The organism is Spirochaetota bacterium (assembly GCA_017999915.1).
Lineage (GTDB): Bacteria > Spirochaetota > UBA4802 > UBA4802 > UBA5550 > RBG-16-49-21.
This window is the reverse complement of the sequence record JAGNKX010000012.1, coordinates 46,532-64,497: the sequence shown is the minus strand read 5'-3', so window position 1 is coordinate 64,497 and position 17,966 is coordinate 46,532. Positions and strand designations below refer to the sequence as shown.

At 58.0% G+C, this 17,966-nt stretch carries 16 protein-coding genes; 4 read left to right on the top strand and 12 right to left on the bottom strand.

Annotation, left to right across the window (positions count from 1 at the left end; all coding sequences use genetic code 11):
* Positions 1–9: 9 nt before the first annotated feature.
* The 3 genes from KA369_16975 (at position 10) to KA369_16965 (ending at position 4,845) form a co-directional block, all read left to right on the top strand.
* On the top strand, positions 10–1,611 hold the full coding sequence (locus tag KA369_16975; GenBank protein MBP7737678.1) for a hypothetical protein: 1,602 nt from the start codon (positions 10–12) through the stop codon (positions 1,609–1,611).
* Positions 1,608–3,641 carry a cyclic nucleotide-binding domain-containing protein gene (locus KA369_16970; GenBank protein ID MBP7737677.1) on the top strand — a complete coding sequence of 678 codons (2,034 nt, stop codon included), beginning with the start codon at positions 1,608–1,610 and terminating at the stop codon, positions 3,639–3,641. Before KA369_16975 ends, KA369_16970 begins: the two co-directional genes overlap by 4 nt.
* A 337-nt stretch (positions 3,642–3,978) precedes the next feature.
* Positions 3,979–4,845 carry a class I SAM-dependent methyltransferase gene (locus KA369_16965; GenBank protein ID MBP7737676.1) on the top strand — a complete coding sequence of 289 codons (867 nt, stop codon included), beginning with the start codon at positions 3,979–3,981 and terminating at the stop codon, positions 4,843–4,845.
* 32 nt (positions 4,846–4,877) lie between these two features.
* On the opposite strand, the gene KA369_16960 is transcribed toward KA369_16965, so the two are convergent.
* From KA369_16960 to KA369_16940, 5 genes are all read right to left on the bottom strand, one after another.
* The gene (locus KA369_16960) at positions 4,878–7,301 is read right to left on the bottom strand and encodes a pyruvate, water dikinase (protein MBP7737675.1); all 2,424 of its coding nucleotides are present in this window, start codon (positions 7,299–7,301) and stop codon (positions 4,878–4,880) included.
* Entirely contained in the window at positions 7,288–8,310 is a 1,023-nt protein-coding gene (locus KA369_16955; protein MBP7737674.1) for a hypothetical protein, read from the bottom strand. Before KA369_16955 ends, KA369_16960 begins: the two co-directional genes overlap by 14 nt.
* Positions 8,311–8,499: 189 nt before the next feature.
* A complete protein-coding gene (locus KA369_16950; GenBank protein ID MBP7737673.1) occupies positions 8,500–10,278 on the bottom strand; it encodes a Na+:solute symporter in 1,779 nt (592 codons plus the stop codon).
* Positions 10,275–11,759 carry a sodium:solute symporter gene (locus KA369_16945; GenBank protein ID MBP7737672.1) on the bottom strand — a complete coding sequence of 495 codons (1,485 nt, stop codon included), beginning with the start codon at positions 11,757–11,759 and terminating at the stop codon, positions 10,275–10,277. Before KA369_16945 ends, KA369_16950 begins: the two co-directional genes overlap by 4 nt.
* 25 nt (positions 11,760–11,784) lie before the next feature.
* Positions 11,785–12,513 carry a hypothetical protein gene (locus KA369_16940; GenBank protein MBP7737671.1) on the bottom strand — a complete coding sequence of 243 codons (729 nt, stop codon included), beginning with the start codon at positions 12,511–12,513 and terminating at the stop codon, positions 11,785–11,787.
* Between the two features lie 280 nt (positions 12,514–12,793).
* Between KA369_16940 and KA369_16935 the strand changes: the two genes are divergently transcribed.
* The gene (locus KA369_16935) at positions 12,794–13,753 is read left to right on the top strand and encodes a D-2-hydroxyacid dehydrogenase (protein ID MBP7737670.1); all 960 of its coding nucleotides are present in this window, start codon (positions 12,794–12,796) and stop codon (positions 13,751–13,753) included.
* Positions 13,754–13,822: 69 nt separating this feature from the next.
* Here the strand turns inward: KA369_16935 and KA369_16930 are convergent, their stop codons facing one another.
* From KA369_16930 to KA369_16900, 7 genes are all read right to left on the bottom strand, one after another.
* A complete protein-coding gene (locus KA369_16930) occupies positions 13,823–14,416 on the bottom strand; it encodes a hypothetical protein (protein MBP7737669.1) in 594 nt (197 codons plus the stop codon).
* Positions 14,409–14,615: a helix-turn-helix transcriptional regulator gene (locus tag KA369_16925; protein MBP7737668.1), complete on the bottom strand. Its 207-nt coding sequence runs from the start codon at positions 14,613–14,615 to the stop codon at positions 14,409–14,411. Before KA369_16925 ends, KA369_16930 begins: the two co-directional genes overlap by 8 nt.
* 276 nt (positions 14,616–14,891) lie before the next feature.
* A complete protein-coding gene (locus KA369_16920) occupies positions 14,892–15,536 on the bottom strand; it encodes a hypothetical protein (protein ID MBP7737667.1) in 645 nt (214 codons plus the stop codon).
* A gap of 52 nt (positions 15,537–15,588) precedes the next feature.
* Positions 15,589–16,383 (bottom strand): 2-oxo acid dehydrogenase subunit E2, encoded by a 795-nt coding sequence (locus KA369_16915; GenBank protein ID MBP7737666.1) that lies wholly within the window; start codon positions 16,381–16,383, stop codon positions 15,589–15,591.
* A gap of 27 nt (positions 16,384–16,410) precedes the next feature.
* The gene (locus KA369_16910) at positions 16,411–16,731 is read right to left on the bottom strand and encodes a PilZ domain-containing protein (GenBank protein ID MBP7737665.1); all 321 of its coding nucleotides are present in this window, start codon (positions 16,729–16,731) and stop codon (positions 16,411–16,413) included.
* A 150-nt stretch (positions 16,732–16,881) separates the two neighbouring features.
* Positions 16,882–17,223: a PilZ domain-containing protein gene (locus tag KA369_16905; GenBank protein MBP7737664.1), complete on the bottom strand. Its 342-nt coding sequence runs from the start codon at positions 17,221–17,223 to the stop codon at positions 16,882–16,884.
* Positions 17,224–17,339: 116 nt separating this feature from the next.
* The gene (locus tag KA369_16900; GenBank protein MBP7737663.1) at positions 17,340–17,951 is read right to left on the bottom strand and encodes a nucleoside 2-deoxyribosyltransferase; all 612 of its coding nucleotides are present in this window, start codon (positions 17,949–17,951) and stop codon (positions 17,340–17,342) included.
* Between the last annotated feature and the right edge of the window lie 15 nt (positions 17,952–17,966).

The window sequence follows — 17,966 nt, the reverse complement described above, 5'->3', positions numbered from 1 at the left end:
AACGTACCAATGAAAAAATCTTTTATCATCCGCCAGATCCTCCCGCTGATCCTTGTAATAATGTCTTTATCCATTCTGGTCGTATGCGACGATACGGACAAAAATGATTTTGAAAAGAATTTCATGGCCATGGTGGCCCTCAGCGACCAGGATAACGCCATAGGAGGGTCCGTGAGCGGCCTCTACGGCACGCTGGTCCTCAGCAACAACGGCGGCGACGACCTGACGATAAGCGGCGACGGCCCTTTTAAATTCCCATCGACTCTGAAAAGGGGCGAAAAATACGACATATCCATCAAGGAACAGCCTGCCGGGCCCGTATGCGGCGTGTTCAACGCCAAAGGCACCGCGCTGTCGGAGGTGGACGACATCATTGTGGTCTGTTCTTATAAAAACTTCCCGGTGGGGGTTACGGTAAAGGGTCTCTCCGGAAAGCTCAATCTTCTCAACAACGGCATCGATACCCTGGCCATCGAATCCGACGGGTCTTATATGTTCAACCAGGCGATTTTGAAGGGTGGAAGGTACAGGGTCACCATGGCTTCCAAGCCGAATGAACAATCCTGCACCGTCAATAACGCCGAAGGTCCGATGGACGGGCCCGTAAATCTTGAAGTGAACTGTTCCACCATAGCATACAAAATCGGCGGAACGGTAAAGGGCCTCAAAGAAGGAAGCATCATTCTGCAAAACAACGCCGGAGATGATATCTCCATGGACGCGAACGGGAACTTCACCTTCAAGGAGCCAGTGGTAAAGGACTCGGATTATAATGTAACCATCAGGTCACAGGCCGGGATTAAACCGTGCCGCGTCATCAATGGCAGCGGAAAAGCTACAAAGGACGTGACAGATGTGACCGTGCTCTGTTCGTACCGCGTCGTCCTCTACAGCGCCGGGCAGTATACCGGCATCATGGGCGGCACCGATGGAGTTGATGCAAAATGCGCGGCCGTCGGAAGCAAATCAGGGCTGGAGGCTCCCTACACCGCCTTTATCTGCAAGAGTGCAAGCCTATCGATTCGAAATATGCCTGAAGCATATGGATTCTCGGCAAGCATTCCCATTACCATGGCCGGAGGGACCATAATCGCGGATAACTGGGGAGATCTGGTAAACAAAAAGCTCAAGGCATCCATTGCAACACTGGTTGATGCAAGCGGAAGAAATACGCCCTTCTGGTCCGGCTGCGACACAACAGGGAATACAATAACAGGCAGCGAGACGAATTGCGGAAATGATTCGGTGTATGTTTATTCACAAGGAATGATGAAGTTAGCAGCAACGAGATCCAGTTGGAGCGCCGATAAAAATATATTTTTTATTCCCGGCATGTCTGCCCAAACTACCTACTTCAAGGGCCAGACCGGATCGATGACTCAGACAGACCCCGGGTGGCTTTCACAAGGGGAGACCTACTGCTCGCAAAACGCGTGGCTCCTCTGCGCCGCCTACGGGCCCGAGCCGGCTTCCGGACTGACGGCATACCTGCATATCGGTTCGGTTCGTCCGGCTGTTCTATGGGGCATCATAATCGGCGGCGTCATTATCAGCATAGGGGCGATTATGGCGATCAACATTATCAGGAAAAAGAACAAGAAAACGGTTTGAGCGCATCTTCAATAGCGCCGGCCCTGGCGGCCGGCCTTATTCCGGTTGCGGCGGTATATCTTTTTTACCGCCGCCATTTCCAGGTGAAGTCCGATTTCCTGGGACACCTGGAGTTTTTCTTCCACGGGGTCCTGCTCGCCTGCATTCTTTTTACCGCCGGATTATTTTTCCGTGGTCTTATCCCTCCGGGCAACGCCCTGATCAGGGGATTTGTCCAGGCCGCCCTGGTGGAAAAAACGGGCGCCCTTGTTGTCATAGGGATTCTTATCTGCCGGAAGAAGCATGACTTTTCCGTAATGAACGGGATCGTATCCGCCATGTTTCTCGGCCTCGGCTTCGCGGCCCTTGAGAACATAATCTACGCCCTCTCCCGCGACTCCTCGATACTGCCGGTGCGGCTCATCAGCTCCGTGCCCCTCCATATCCTCTCCTGCGGACTCATGGGGTATTTCCTGTCGATGGTGAAGCTGTCCAAATCAGCGGTAAACAGGGCCGCGGGCGTCATTGCCGGCTTTGGCGCTCCCCTTCTCCTCCACGGCGCCTATGATTCCCTGCTATACCGGGGCGGGACCATGCCCTATTATGTGCCCCTGATACTGGTCTTTCTTATTGTCCTGATGGAGTACCTCCTGGCCAGGTCGCAGGTGTTTCCATCCGGGGACGAGCTGCGGGAAAAGGGTCTTGCAATCGAGGACTGGAGGTCCATCGACAGGGAGCCCCAGTTCGAACGGTGGATCCTCCGCTCACTGGGAACCCGGAACACGGACCATGTGCCTTTTTTCGCCCTGCACGTGACCCCGGCAAAGTGGGCCATCATCGGGGCCCTAGCCCTTACGGCCGCGGCCTTCGCGGTGATGAAAAGCAGGGCGCCGATCATCCCGGCAACCGTCACGCCGGTTGAGGCGACGATGCTGTTCATCCTTCTCCCCGGTCTTTACGCCTTTAACCTGCTGGCCGTGGGCCTTATCAATCCGGAGTATTTCAAAAAGAGCATCATCCGCATCCCCATAATCATTGACGCGGTCATCAACATCGAGGTGGACTCGCCGGACAAGGACGACGTTGTCGACACCGTGACCTATCACGTCACGGGACAGAACAGTTTTTTCAAGACACCGGCCCCCCTGGCCCCCGGGAGCCCGGTAAAATGCATTCTCTACTGTTCCAGGTTCTCGTCTCCCGTGCTGGAAGGCGTCGTGGCCCTGGACCGGCACGGCGGCGACGACGAATTCAACGGCACCCTGGTCAGGTTCACGTCACGGCCGCCGGGATTCGGTCTTTTTCTCCTGCGCTATCACCTGTATCGCCTCAGCCGGGGCCTTGCCTACAACCTCAACCTTCCCGGCTCAAGGGACATCCGCCGGCTCTTCATCAGGCCGGTATCCGTAATGGAACAGGAGTACACCTTTCCCTCCGGCCACGAGGTTTTCAGGCAGGGCGAGCGGGGCAATGAGTTCTACCTTATCCGGAAGGGCAAGATTAACATCATGAAGAAGCTCCCCCGCGGGGGGCAGGTCCTCCTCACCACCATGGGGCGGGGGGATATTTTCGGCGAGATGGCCATCCTGGGCAACCAGACCCGCCTCGCCACGGCGGTATGCAGCGGCCAGTGCGTTCTCGCCGTCGCCAGGGCCGACAACCTGGACGCCCTCATCGAACACAATCCGGAGTTCGCCCGAAAGCTTCTTGAGACCCTCGCGAGGCGGCACCACGATTCGGAGCGCAATTACCTGAATATCATCGGGCGGATGAAATCAACCACGGGTAAGACGAACACCCTTCTCCTTTCCCTTGTCAAAATGACCCTTGCCTGCAGCGGCGGAGATTCTGCCGGCAATAATTTCAATTATGATCTGCTCGCCCAAAAGATCCGTTGCGACAGGGAAACAGCCGTCAAAATCGTCGAGATGATCTCATCCTGCAGGGACGGCTCCGACCTTGAGGAATTAATAGACCGGGAGACGGCGGGCGCCATCATCACGGCATTCAGGGAGTATCCCCTTGCGGTCAGGGGCGACGCAAAAAAATAGAATAGGCAATACGCCTTCGCTTAACAACCCTCATATCACCGCTTCGATGGATCTAATGATGGCAACCTGAATGTTTTTAATGGTCTCTGGCGCCGAAAAAAATAAGAATATATCATTATTGTAAGACGAGCCAAAATCATCCCTTCTTTCCATTATCCTCCAGGGCGCCCGCGCATCAGCGGGCGCTTTTTTTCATTATCCTTTTACAATCACGCATAAAGCTATTAAGCCGCGCAATAAATTGCTTGCCCTTTCATAATACTATCCCAATTGATACTCAATAAAGGGTCATCGTATTATTTATATAATCCCAGCGTTATTACTTCAGGACAAATCAATGATAGGCACGATGATAAACGATGTCACCGATACCGCCTTCATGGTGGCCACTCACAGGGCCAATGAGACCAGGCGGACCGACGCGCTCTTTCAGGACCCCCTGGCGGAGCTGCTGGCGGGCGATCATGGCAAAAAGGCGGCCAGGGACCATCCGAAAAGCCCGATGGTTCAATGGCTCGTGACGATCAGGACGGTTATAATAGATAATTTCATCCAGACCTCCCTGCCCCTGGGAATCGACACTGTCCTGAACCTGGGCGCCGGCCTCGATACCCGCCCGTATCGACTGGACCTCCCGAAATCGCTCCGGTGGATAGAGGTGGACTATCCATCGATCATCTCGTATAAAGAAACCCGCCTGGCGAAGGAGAAACCGAGGTGCGCCCTCGAGCGGGTAACTCTGGACCTGGCCGACACGGCGGAACGGCGGAAGTTTTTTTCAAAAATCAATTCAAGCTCCCGCGGCATTCTCGTCTTGACCGAAGGGGTTATTCCCTATCTTACCAACGAGGATGCGGGCAGCCTGGCTGACGATTTGCGGCAGATGGGCAACCTCCGCCTGTGGATCGTGGACTATTCCTCGCCCAGGATGAGCAGATACAGGAGGGCCGGTTCCAGCAGGGAATACATGCGGAACGCGCCGTTCAAATTCCATCCCGATGACTGGTTTGGATTCTTCGGCAGCCATGGCTGGCGCATGAAGGACATCCGCTATCTCGCCATTGAATCCCGGAAACTCAACCGGGCCATACCGCTGTCGGCGCCGTGGAAGGTATTGATAATTATTCGGGCTTTATTCATGTCCCGGAGCCGGAGGGAATCACTGGGAAAGTTTGCCGGATACGCGTTGATGGAGCCGAAATAACACCTGCCGGTTTAGCACGGACGATGTTGCCGTCAGGACTCAAAACCCTTCGCGCGCTCGATCACCGTCATTGCGCCGCGGCGGCCGTCCAGCTCCACGATGTCGCCGGTGGCCACCGCTCCCAGCACCCCGGGCACGGCCGTGATCATGGGCAATCCGTATTCCCGGGCCACGACCGCGCCGTGGGAGAGCATGCACCCGGTCTCGGTCACGAGGCCCCCGGCGATGCCGTAATAGGGGGTCCAGCCGATATCCGTGAAGGAGGCCACCATGATCTCGCCGGGCCTCAGGGCTTCCGCGTCGTCCACGGTGTGTATCAGGCGGACTGGGCCGCGCACGACGCCGGCGCTGACGGGCATGCCCTGTATGACCGTTCCGGCGCCGCCCGCCGGTGCCGATTCCAGGGGTTTCGGAGCGCCGCGGAAAACATCGGGATAGCGCCGTGACATCTGCTCCGGGAGAAGCCGCCGCCGCTTCAGGGCCCTCCGCACCAGGGAACGGTCCCCGGCGCGCACGATCTCGCCGAGCTCGCGGCGTGTAAAGAAGAAGACTAGGTCCCCGTCGAGCAGCACGCCCCGCTCGCACAGGATCTCGGCCAGGCGCCGGTAGGCGTGCTTGAACCTGCTCTGGATCCGTATCACCAGGGACTTGCAGTGCTCGCGGCCGAAGACGCCGGCACGGGCCTGCTTCACCGCCCAGTTGAAGGCGCGCCCCGATACGGCCGGGTTTGCTCCGAGGAAGGCCCGCACCGGGTCCTCATGCCTCGGCCTAGGAGAAACGCCGGCGGCGGCCATGCGCTGCGCCATGGCCGCCAGCTGCGACGGGTCCTCGCCCCAGTCCTTTTCCCTGAGCTCGGCCTCGCGGATGCACCGGTGGCCGTGACGCTCCAGGAGGGCGCCGAAGGCCTTCCCATGGACGCCGCTTGACGGACCCCGGAGCCACCGGGCCGCATCCTCCGCGGCCATTGCGGTAAAATCATCGCGGACGGCGGCGTCTCCGGCCAGTGCGGCCGCGATATCCTCCAGGGTCTTCACTACCGCCGCGCTCTCGATCCCGTCTATATCCGCCAGGAGCGAGGTCAGCGCCGGATCGAGCTCTTCCTCCGGGATGCCGCCCTTTTTCAGAATTTCCTGCAAGATCCCGTTCATGACCCCCGAATGGGTGCTCACGCAGAGATGCCAGGCATAGGCCAGGTTCAGGATCATGATGCGGCTCTCGATCGCCTCGTAGAGCCGCAGGGGATCGCTTTCCGACAGGTCGATCGTGAAGGACGCCGCCGTCCTTTCCAGGCGGCGGAGGTACGGTCCCTTCATCATGACGTACCATCCCATGCGGATGCCGTTGATGAGCCTCACCGCGAAGGGGACCGGTGAAAACGGCGGCTCCTCGTCCAGTGTATGGCCCAGGAGATTCTGCTCAAATCTTTTACGCGAGGAGCCGAGGACCCGGTCCGCCATGAGGAACATCTGGGTCAGGTTGAGGAAGAGATGGCCGCCGAAGGAAACGACGAACCTCTCCTTCCGCGTGGCCCGCGTCAGGGTCCCCGTGAAGCTGTAAAAATGGCGGATGCAGAAATCGATGGCGTCGCCGAAGACGTTCATGGTCAGGGGCGTCACCGCGCCGGGCATCATCTCGCCGATGTTGGCGCGGGTGAAGAACCGGTCCGCCGGCGCCGGATAATCGAACTCGCCCTCCGAGGGATCCTCCAGGGTCGTTATGGGCCGCGCCTGGAGCCAGTACAAATGCCCGGCTTCGTCCACGGCCCACTCGAGGTCCAGGTGCCGCCCCATGCGCCCGGCCGCCATGCGCGCCTGGCGCGCCAGCTCCCGGACGAGATCGGCGTCGATGACCGGCCCATTCGGAGCCGGGGCCTCCTCTATGATGGCGCCCCCGCCGTCGACGCGGTAGCGGCTGGCGAGGCTTTCGCCGCTCACCAGGGCCTCGCCAAGGCCGTGAACCGCCTCGATGACGGCATAGCCGTCGTCGCCGGTAATGGGATCGGCCGTAAAGACGACGCCGGCATAGCGAGGAGTCACCATGCGCTGGACCACCACAGCCATGGGCGCGGCCGGGCCCTCGGCGACGGCTCCGCGGTAGGAATTGACGCGGTCCGACGCGGCGGACATCACGCAGGAGCGGACCGCCTCATCGAGGCCACCAGTTGTATCGATGTTAAGATAGGTGCTGAACTGCCCGGCGAAGGACGCCCCCTCCCCGTCCTCGTCGGACGCGGAGGAGCGGACCGCCCAGGGGCCCGGGCCGATGAGGCCGGGGACCGACGCGAGGTCGCCGCCGGTGACCCGGGCCGGGTCGAGGATCACCAGGGCTTCCGGCACGTCCAGGCCCGCAAGCTGGAGCGCCCTGAGGCCGGCCGCCTTGCCGCCCCCTTCTCCCTCGGCAAGGTCGCAAAGACGCACCAGCGCCGGTATGCCAGCGGAGATCTCAGGCGAGGCCATAATCGAAGCGGCGAACGTTGTAGCCGAATTCGCAGATCCCCCTGCCCTGGACCTGTTCCACGGTATAGAAGGACACCCACTCGAAGACGCGGTACACGTCATCCATGAGCCAGGTGAACTCCGGTCCCCTGACGCAGGAACCCCGAAGGCGCCTGCCGTCGGCCAGGTACAGGACAAAATAGAAGGATGGCGGCGGCGGCGTTCCGGCCACTATTTCGGCGAAGCTCGTTGACCCGACGACGGGGGTGTAGCGGCCGTCCTTGGCGTGGAACCCGGCCCTGATCTTGATGAAGGGATATTCCGGAAGGCTCAGGTTAATGAAGGAGCCGTCGTCAAGGCACATGCTGAGCCAGAGGTGACGGTCCAGGGAGTCCCAGGAACGGGGTCCAAAGGAGTGGTCGCGGAAGAATTTCATTTTAAGGGTGCGCGTCTTTCCGTCGACGGAGAGGGTGCCGGTAAGGTCGCCCCCCTGCTCGTAATGATGCTGGTGCATGCCCTGCAGGGTGAGGAACCATTGCTTCGTCCATTTCTCCTCCGCCATGGAGCGCGCCATCGGCGCGGGGTCCGCATCGTTGGTGAAATGGAAGATGGGGAAATCCGATGTGAGCTCCGCGTTGAACTTGACCTTCGCGGATTTCCCGTTCTCGTCTTTCACGGTGCCGTTAAAGGATATCGCTAATGATTTTTCAGGCTCGCGGCAGATGATTCCGAGGGGGCTCTTCTCGAAGCTCTTCACCGTTTTCTGCAGCGTCACCGGAACATTAAGCCGTCCCCGGCCCGGCAGGTTCAGGGAAAACCAGAGCTCGAAGGCCCCGCTGCCGCGCCCCGCCAGGCGCAGGATCGCGGCCGTGCCGTCGGCACCGAGGCACGCGAAGTAATAGCTGTTGTTGTAGTCGCTCACCGCGCGGTCCACGTCGAAATTGCGCTCCGCTGCAGCGGCGTTGAAATCGGAATGGCTGACGCTCCGCTTGACCATGGCTTTGGCCAGGGAGTACTTGATGGGATTCATGAGGCAGACCTCCTATTCGCTTAGCGGGAAGCCTTGGCTTCCCTCGACGCGGCCCGGGGCGTCACGGCCCTTGTGTATGTATAGGGACCTCGTCACAAGGTAATAATACGAAAAAGCCAAAATCGGCAAATTCTGTAAAGGAGAATTTTCCCAGGTTATAAAAATGGCATGGGGTGATACCCCCGGCCGTCACTTCCCGATGCTCTCCCACCCGCGCCGGTTTATGTTGAAATAGATGATAGCCCCGAAAACGATGCCGCAGGCAATGAAGAGGATGCCGACGACGGCGCTGCCCAGTATGACCTTCCCGGTGCCGAAGAGAAAGGCATAGATCATGGCAACGCCGAGGAGCCAGTTGGCCAGGTTGAAGAGGCCGTCCTTCTCGGGAACGATGTCCGTTGCTTCCCGGGCGATGGGACCCCAGAGGCGCGCGTTGGGCCGCACCCTCCGGTAAAACGCGAGGAGCGTCTCCTTCGGCTCCGGCTTTGTGAGGAGCGTCACGGCGAGCCACACCGCGGTGGTGACCGCCACCGTGACCAGGAGGAGCCAGGCGAAATCGCGGGGGTCCTGCTCGTTGAAATGGAAGCCGAACTGCAGGGTCAGCGATGTAATGAAGGCAGCGGACATGGCGGAGATCTCGCTCCAGGCGTTTATCCGCCACCAGAACCAGCGCAGGATATAGACCAGGCCGGTGCCGGCCCCCAGGGCGATGAGGACCTTCCACGCCTCCGCTATCGACTCCATGTAAAAGGTCACGACCAGGGAGAGCGCCATGAGGAGGAGCGTCACCCCCTGGGAGACCCTGACATAGTGCTTCTGGTCCCGGTCCCTCGCCATGAGGCGCTTGTACACGTCGTTTACGATGTAGCTGGCGCCCCAGTTGAGCTGGGTGCCGATGGTGGACATGTAGGCGGCGGCGAAGGCAGCGAGCATGAGGCCCCGGAGGTAGACCGGCAGGTCCGACATGAGGATGCGTATGTAGCCCGACTCCGGGTCCGCCGCGAACTGGGGATCGTCCTGGAAGCGTACCACCGCCACCAGGGCCACCACGATCCAGGGCCAGGGCCGGAGGGCATAGTGGGCGATGTTGAACCAGAGGGTAGCCAGGATGGAGTGCTTCTCGTTTTTAGCCGAGAAGATCCTCTGGGCGATGTAGCCCCCTCCCCCCGGCTCCGCGCCGGGATACCAGGAGGCCCACCAGTTCACCGCGATGAACACGAAGAAGGTGATCAGCGGCATCCAGGCGGAATCGGCCTCCGGCACCAGGGAGAGGATGGAGCCGGTGCTGCGCGCGGAGTCTATCTCGCGGAGGCGTCCCAGCAGGGTATCCATGCCGCCGCTGGCGCCCACGGCGAAGACCGCCAGGAGGATCACCATCCCCATCTTGAGGACGAACTGGAACAGGTCCGTCCAGAGGACGCCCCAGAGGCCGGATATGGTGGATATTGAAGCGGTGATGACCATGATGACCACCACGATCCCCAGGGCCTCCACCTTGGCGATGCCCAGGACGTTCATCAGTATCTTGACGATGGCCAGGTTCACCCACCCCATGATGATGAGGTTGATGGGGAACCCCAGGTAGAGGGCCCGGAAGGCGCGGAGGAAGGCGGCCGGCTTCCCGGCGTACCTGATCTCGGCGAACTCCACATCGGTGAGGACGCCGGCCCGCCGCCAGAGCTTCGCGTAAAAAAAGACCGTGAGCATGCCGCTGAAGACCATGCTCCACCAGATCCAATTGCCGGCGATGCCGTTCTTGGCGACCAGGCCCGTGACCACCAGGGGCGTGTCCGCGGCGAAGGTGGTGGCCACCATGGAGGTGCCGGCGAGCCACCAGGAGACATTGCGGCCGGACACGAAGAAATCGTCAACGCTCTTCGTGGCGCGCTTCCGGAGCCAGAGGGCGATGGCGATGTTGAAGGCGAAATAAAGGCCGATGACCGCCCCGTCGATAATGGTCAGTTTCATTTTTTATCTCCCTGTCCGGTGAAGATGGCCCGGGCCCTATGAACAAGGATGCCCGTGACGATGCAAACGGCGCAGCCGATGAAGGTGTGCCAGGTGTAGTCTATAGTAGTAAAAAAAAGGACCGCCGCCATGACCGCCAGGGCCGCGATGAATCCCGCGAAGGCGTCGATGGCCCCGGTGGTTTTGGTCAGGAGGCCCAGGAAGAAGGTCCCCAGGAGGGCGCCGTAGGTAATGGACGCAATCTTCAGGCCCAGCTCCACCACCGGGTTCTTCGTGTCGGTGAAGAGCATGGCCCCGCCGATGAGGACGATCCCCCAGACCAGGGTGAAGAAGCGGGACCAGAAGATCCCCTTCTTTTCATCGATCTGTTTATCCTTCGCGGTAAGGGCGAAGAGGTCGAGGCAGGTGGACGACGCCAGGGAGCTGATCGACGACGACAGGGACCCCATGGCCGAGGCGAGGACCCCGGCTATGACGAAGCCGGAGACGCCCACCGGGAGCTCCTCCACTATGAACTTGGGAAAGACCTCGTCGGACGATGAAAGGCCAAGCTTCGCCAGGGACGCGCCGTCGTAAAAGGCGTAGAGGCCGATTCCCAGGACCAGGAAAAAGAGGAACTGCAACAGGATGAAGGACGCGTCCAGCATGAGGGCTCTCTGGCTGTCGGCCTTCGACCGGCACCCCAGGAGCCGCTGCACCAGCAGCTGGTCCGTGCCGTGGGAGGCCATGGTCAGGAAGGTGCCGCCCAGAACCCCTCCCACCAGGGTATAGGGCGACGACAGGAACCCGGCGATGCCGCCGCCGTTGCCCCAATTGACGACGTTGAACTTGTCGGCCCCGCCCGCCGCTGCCCGGGCGACCACGTCGCTCCAGCCGCCCGGCAGGTGTCCCAGGATGACATACAGGGAGAGGGCCGCGCCGCCGAGGTAGATGAAGAGCTGCACAACGTCCATGGCCACCACGGCCTTGAGGCCGCCGACGTAGGTGTAGGCCAGGGTGAAGGCCCCGATGAGGAGGATGCAGGCGGTGTAGCTCCAGCCGGTGATGATATGGAGGGGGATGGACGTGGCGAAGAGGCGCACCCCAGACGCCAGCACCCTGGTGATGATGAAGACCGACGACGAGAATTTCCTCAGGGAAAAGCCGAAGCGCTTTCCGATAAAATCGTAGGCTGTCTCAAGGTCGCCCCGGTAGTAGGCCGGGATGAAGACCAGGCTCACGATGATCCTTCCGATGAAATAGCCGAAGACGAGCTGGAGAAAGCGCATGTCCGTACTGTAGGCCAGGCCGGGGATGCTGATGAACGTGAGGGTGCTCGTCTCGCTGGCCACGATGGAAAATCCCACCGCCCACCAGGGAAGGCTCTTCCCGCCGAGGAAATAGTCCTTCACGGAGCGCTGCCTCCCGCCGGCGAGGATCCCGAAAACGGTCACGCCGACCAGGTACGCGGCGATTATGGCATAATCGATATATCGTTCCATCATGTATCCCGGGATCAGCCCCGCCCTACTCTTCGAACTCCGACGGTTTGAATGCCTCGCCGAAGCGGTACAGGGCCGAGATGGCGATATATCCCTCGTAGGCCGTCACCGATGCCTTGCCCCTGCCGACCTCGCGGGACTTGCCGTACAGGGACGTGGAAAGGTGAAGGCCCCATTCAAAGGACATCAGCACGTTCTGATGGACGTCGTAATTCAGGCCCATGGCCAGGCCGGTGCCGACGGGGAGCAGCCTGTAAGACCTTTTCTTGTAGTAAGGGATATTGGTGACAAGGTAATCGGTGTAGAGGAAGAGGCCCTTCTTCGTGTCATTACCCCAGATGTAGAACAGGTTCAGCTGGGGCCCGAACCAGAAGGAAAGCTTTTCGGTCCTGTAGGGAACATAGGCGAAGGTGTTCACGAAGGAAAAACGGGTCATGGAGAACCGGTCGGCGATGAGCGCCTCAAAACCGAGGCTTTGCCTGACCATGAACTCTCCGTCAAGGAATTCCCCGGCCCAGACCGCGCCGCCGCCGGTCAGCACCGGCGTGCTGGAGGAAGGCGGATTTTGCACGACATATACGTAATCGGACGACTTATTGAAGGTCCAGTTGTACCCGCCGAACTGGGTCGTCACATAGCCCCCCACGCTGTAGGTGTCCGCCATGGAGATGGGCGGGCGGGCCGTCATGATCGCCAGCGCGGCGAGAACCGCCAGGGAGATGCATGTGATGCGGCTTGAGAGAGAATTATGCATGGTTCGATTCCTGAGGAATTTTTTATTTTACCGGATTATTCGCCGTATAAGGCAAGGCATATATAGTGCTCACAGGGTATCCTTAAAATTAGCAAGCATTAATTGAGTGTCAGCTTAATGTTTTTGGTTACGCCCCATGTAATGCGAAGGCGAGGATGCGTTTACTCGCCTTCGCGGTTTTGCCCTCCACCCTTACAAATATTCAGGATTAGTTTCCTTTTTTTATTCTTGAAAATCCCTCCCCCTTCCGGTTCAATAATCATGAACAGGAGTGAACACCATGAAGCCCGGAATAGTATTTCTTGACGCCTCCACCATAGACTACGGCGATATCGATTTTTCGCCTTTCCGGGAGATCGGCGACCTCCAGTGCCATGGATTCACATCCCCGGACCAGGTGGCTGACCGGTGCGCCGGCGCGGCCGTGGCCATCACCAACAAGGTGGTGTTCAACGCCGACAACCTGTCCCGCTGCCCCGATCTGAAGATGATAGCGGAAGCGGCCACGGGCTACAACAATATCGACATCGCCGAGGCCCGCAGGCGCGGTATCACCGTGGCCAATGTCCCCGGATATTCCACCGCCTCCGTGGCGCAGCTCACCATGACCTTTATCCTGGCCCTTTCCACGAACCTCCTGAAATACGACAGAGCCGCCCATGACGGCGCCTGGTCCCGGTCGAATATATACACCCTGGGAACATGGCCCTTCTCGGACCTCGAGGGAAAGACCGTGGGCATCATGGGTCTCGGCGCCATTGGAACAAAGGTCGCGAAGGTCTGCGAGGCCCTCGATATGAAGGTCATCGCCCTCAGGCGCGGGGAGACGTCATCGGCGTCCCCCTATCGGCGGGCCGGGCTGACGGAACTGGCGGAACAGTCGGATTTCATCACCATCCATATGCCCCTGAGCGACTATTCCAATGGCCTTGTAAACCGAGAGTTCATTTCACGCATGAAAAAGAGGGCCTTTCTCATCAACATGGCCAGGGGACCCATCGTGGATCCCGCCGCCCTGCGCGAGGCCCTTGAAACCGGCGCCATAGCGGGCGCGGCCCTGGACGTGATGGAGACGGAACCTCCCCGGGCGGACGATCCGCTCCTCAAAGCGCCCAATCTTATCCTTACCCCCCACATCGCCTGGGCCAGCATCGAGTCGCGGCGCAGGCTCCTCGGCGAGATCGCGGAGAATATCAGGAGCTTCCTGGGCGGCATCAAGAGAAACGTGGTCAATGGATAATTGTTATTGCCCTTTCCAGGGCCGGGATCTTGCCGGGAGTCTGATCCATCGACAGGCCGGGCATTCAACTTACTCCCGCGCCTTCAATTTGTTAGAACAATAAAAGAAGGTCCCCATGTGCCACGCGATAAGGAGAATGAGCACGACCTGCTTCGACAGGCTATAGGCCTCGGTAGATGCGATCACATATTCAGGCTCTTCCCCGCCCTTCTTTAGTTCCCACAGGTTGAAGGACAGTCCCAGGGACAGGGAGTGCCGCTTCCCATCGATCGCCTTTTCGGGCGGAATCCTTGAAACGGATACGTTCAATGTCGTAAAAAACAGCAGGAACACGAGGAGGGCCAGGGTGGAAAAAAACGAGAATCTGCTTGCCCTGCCTATGATGTGGCTTTCGCGCTCGTCCCTGTCCCTGATCCGCGCCAGTTTCGCGAACACGGCGTCGCGGAAATTCGGCGACAGTAGAAGCGCGACAAGGGTGCCTATAAGTATGACGAACCACGCCATAAGGTGCCATGACAGGACCTCCCTTATGATGTAGATAACCGGGTTATTCATATTCGAAACATCCAGCTGGTCCTGGATGAAGCCCCATAGCAGCAGGATTATGACCGCGGGGAATGAAAGCACCAAATATTTGAGTATGAAAGAATGTATCTTATTCATCGGTTGACTCCTCTATCCTGAATATTGAATTGATGTCTGCATCGAAATATCTCGATATGCGGAACGCCAGTTCCAGCGAAGGATTGTAATTCCCTTTTTCTATCGCCACGATGGTTCCCCTCGTGACGCCGATCGCGTCAGCCAGCTGCTGCTGGGTTATCCTTTTTTCCGCGCGATATACATGGATCTTATTAACAATTTTTAAATTTTGTATTGAATGAGGCACAAAGTCACCCCCTAGATGTATATTATATAATACATAATGTATAGTTTTTTATACTTTTTGTCAATTATATTTTACATTATTTTACAATTTATGATGTTCTTTCCCCGAATCAGGGCCAGGATCGATAAAAGCGAAGGCGGAGATGATCATCCCCGCCTTCGCTTTTTTTTTGATTAATAGATGGGGTTACAATGCTATCTGATATTTTTCGACATAACCAGCAGGTCGTCCCTCAATGCATGTTCCATCCTAGACGTTCACCTCGAAATACTTGAGGATATCCCCGAAGCTATCATAGGTGTCGAGGACGCAGTTTCCGCGCTGCCTGGCGATCCAGGACTTCATGACCGTCATGAGATGGCGGCAATACCCATGGCCGAAAATCGCGGAGGGGTCCTTCCCCATCTTTTCCAGCTCGGCGAACCTCCTCTCGACATCGACCAGAAGCGCCAGCACCCTGCCCATGTTGCACCTGAATAACTCCCCGGCCTCCCCGGCCGGTAACCCCGGATCCCTGGCGACAAGGGCGTTGTAAAGACTCAGGTCAAAGACAGATTTTCCCGAAGGGCGGACGGCGATGGCCCCGCCCAGTATTGCCTCGCACAGCTCGATGCTTTTCTGAATTTCGGCTTCAATGGCGAAAGATTTTTTGTCCCTGATCCGCCTGAGGTATGACAGGGCCAGCATGCAACATGGGAATGCGCAGAGCCAGATCCCGGCGACACCGGCGAAAAAAAGAGCCGCCAGCCACCATGGGACTTTTCCATCGGACAAGATATTCAAGTCATGGGTACAGAGGAACAGGGCTGAGCCGGCGCCGATGATGATTAATGGCGCCACAACACAACATACTTTTATAACCGTCGTTGACAGCAGATCACACTTTTTAATCATTCAAGCAGACTCCCGGGAGAATTGTAATGCCGGCGCAAGGCCCGGCGAAGCCTTACAGCAGGTATCCCCCTTCAAGGGCCCGGACCAGCTCGTTGATCACCCTTACGGCAGGGGATCCGTCAATCACATCATGATCGATCAGGACGGTGATGGGCAGGTACTCCCTGACGCATATCTCTCCATTGACGACACCGGGTCTGGGGTTGATGGAGCCTATGGCAAAGCAGAGGGGGTGAATGCTCCGGGGAATAATCCATCCCCTGACATTGGCGACCATGCCCACGGACGTGACGATGACCGAGCCCATGAGATTCTTCACCAGCTTCGGATTGGACAGAATGATCTTCCACGAGAGCCGCCTCATAAACCCCGGGAGCAGGTAATAGAGATACATCAGGAGCCTGCCCCGGCTTTCACCCAGAACATAATCGCCTTCATCTTCTATACGCTGGTCCCTGGCGGCCCTGATCTCTTTATAGATATCCGCAATCGACTTGCCATTCGCTTCGCGCACAATATAGGGAATGGGCACCGGAACGGAACCGACCATTTTTTCAATCATTATGGAGATGTCGACACTATTAAAGGCGATGATCTTTCTCTTCCCCTTTTTCACGCCATGAATGACCGGGTGCTTATTCACGACATCGCCGATGCATTTGAGGAGCCAGGATGTAAAAGAGACAGGGCGGCCGCCTTTCTTTAATTTCGCGATCTTTTTTCGGGCGTCCGTGACGTCGACTTCCATGATGCCGAAAACATGGTGCCTCATTGAGCTCATGGCGCCCACGTCAAAAGTGCCGATCCTGCTCTTCGGATAATTATGGATTGTGTATTCTTCTTTCATTTGAATTGCTGCCCTGCTCATGGCCGGCTATTCCTCGATGAATAATTCACATATCCTTGCAAAGTCGCTGTCCGAGAGAACGGCCTCGAATTCAAAGCCGTATTTTTTCATGCCCACGACCTTGCTGATAATGTTCCTCCACCTGACGGCGCCGCTTCTTTTGAGGTTGAAGCCGTTATAATTGAATTCTATCGAGCAGGCGTCCCCCACCTCGAATATTTGGGAGTTCACAAAGCTTATGCCGCCGAGGGAAACATCGTAGGCGATGGCATCGATCTTTTTATGATTACGGGTAACCGCGATAAATGCGAATATGTTCACCCTTAAATGTTTGCGTTTATCTTCCATATAATATCATATTCCGCCATAACCGGCAAAACCGGGAAAGCGGCTCCCCCGTACATCATGGATTCAACACTACCGGATAATAATGGATTGGCAACCAACTTTTTTAATTAACAGGGGCTGCCGGGATATGAAGCGGGCGGATAGAAATATTCATTTTTTTCCGGCCTTGCCCGGGGTTTTACTGGTTGATTTATATATTATTTCAAGCTCGTTTTCCAGGAGAATGGCGTCGAATTGAAGTCCATACTTCTGCATGCCGTCGACGGAGCTGACAATTCCTCTCCATTTAATGACACCGCTTTTCGTTATGGCGATATCTCCGCAATTGATAACGATCGTGCAGGGATCGCCCACTTCATATACCTGGGGATTGACAAAGCATATGCCGCCCTGGGAAATATCATAGGCAACGGCATCCACCGTGCCGCGCTTATGCTTCACCGTCGCGGACGCCAAAATTTTATATCGTTTGAATTCGCGCTTTTCTTCCATGACTTCACGTGTTCCTGGCGGAAACTCACAGCCTATAAAGAATATAGCATATCACCGGATTTATTGCAACAATAAAAAACCCCGCGGCAGGTCTCCGGGGTTTACTCGCGCTGCGATCAAAACAGATCGGCGGGCTTCAGAAAGGACAGCCGCTTCAGGATGCGCGCGGTCCGCCGGCCCCTCAGGGCCTTTTTCCTGAAATCGGGGGAGAGGCCCCCCGTCCATGCCGGGGGATCCGCGTCACTGACCGGGATGAAATCCTTGGATAACCGCGCCACTGCCCCGGGAATCTTCTCGATGCGGTCCACGGGGGCCCAGAGGGCAGACACGCCCAGCACCATCGGATCGGGGACACCCTGGAAGGGCGCCCGCGTATCGTCGCAGTAAAGCACCACCGGCTTGCCCGCCGCGAAGGCCATGCCTGTCTCGGCGACGCCCCCCTCGTCGGGGACGCGGCCGTTCATGTTCATGACCATGCAGTCGCATTTCAGGATATAGTACAGGTCCACGCAGAAGGCCAGGTGGTGCATGAGCCTCACCAGGGGCGTACAGAGGTTTGACAGGTAATCGTCGGTTTTGCCGGTCACGAAGGCCTCCAGACCGTCGCGGTGGGGAAGAAAGGTCTCGTACCCCGCGTCCTCCAGGACACGGGCGATCCCCGCCATGGCGTCTATCTCCCCGCGGCAGAAGAGCGGCCCGGAGCAGTAAATCAGGGGACGGTCATTCATTACGCACCTCCCCCG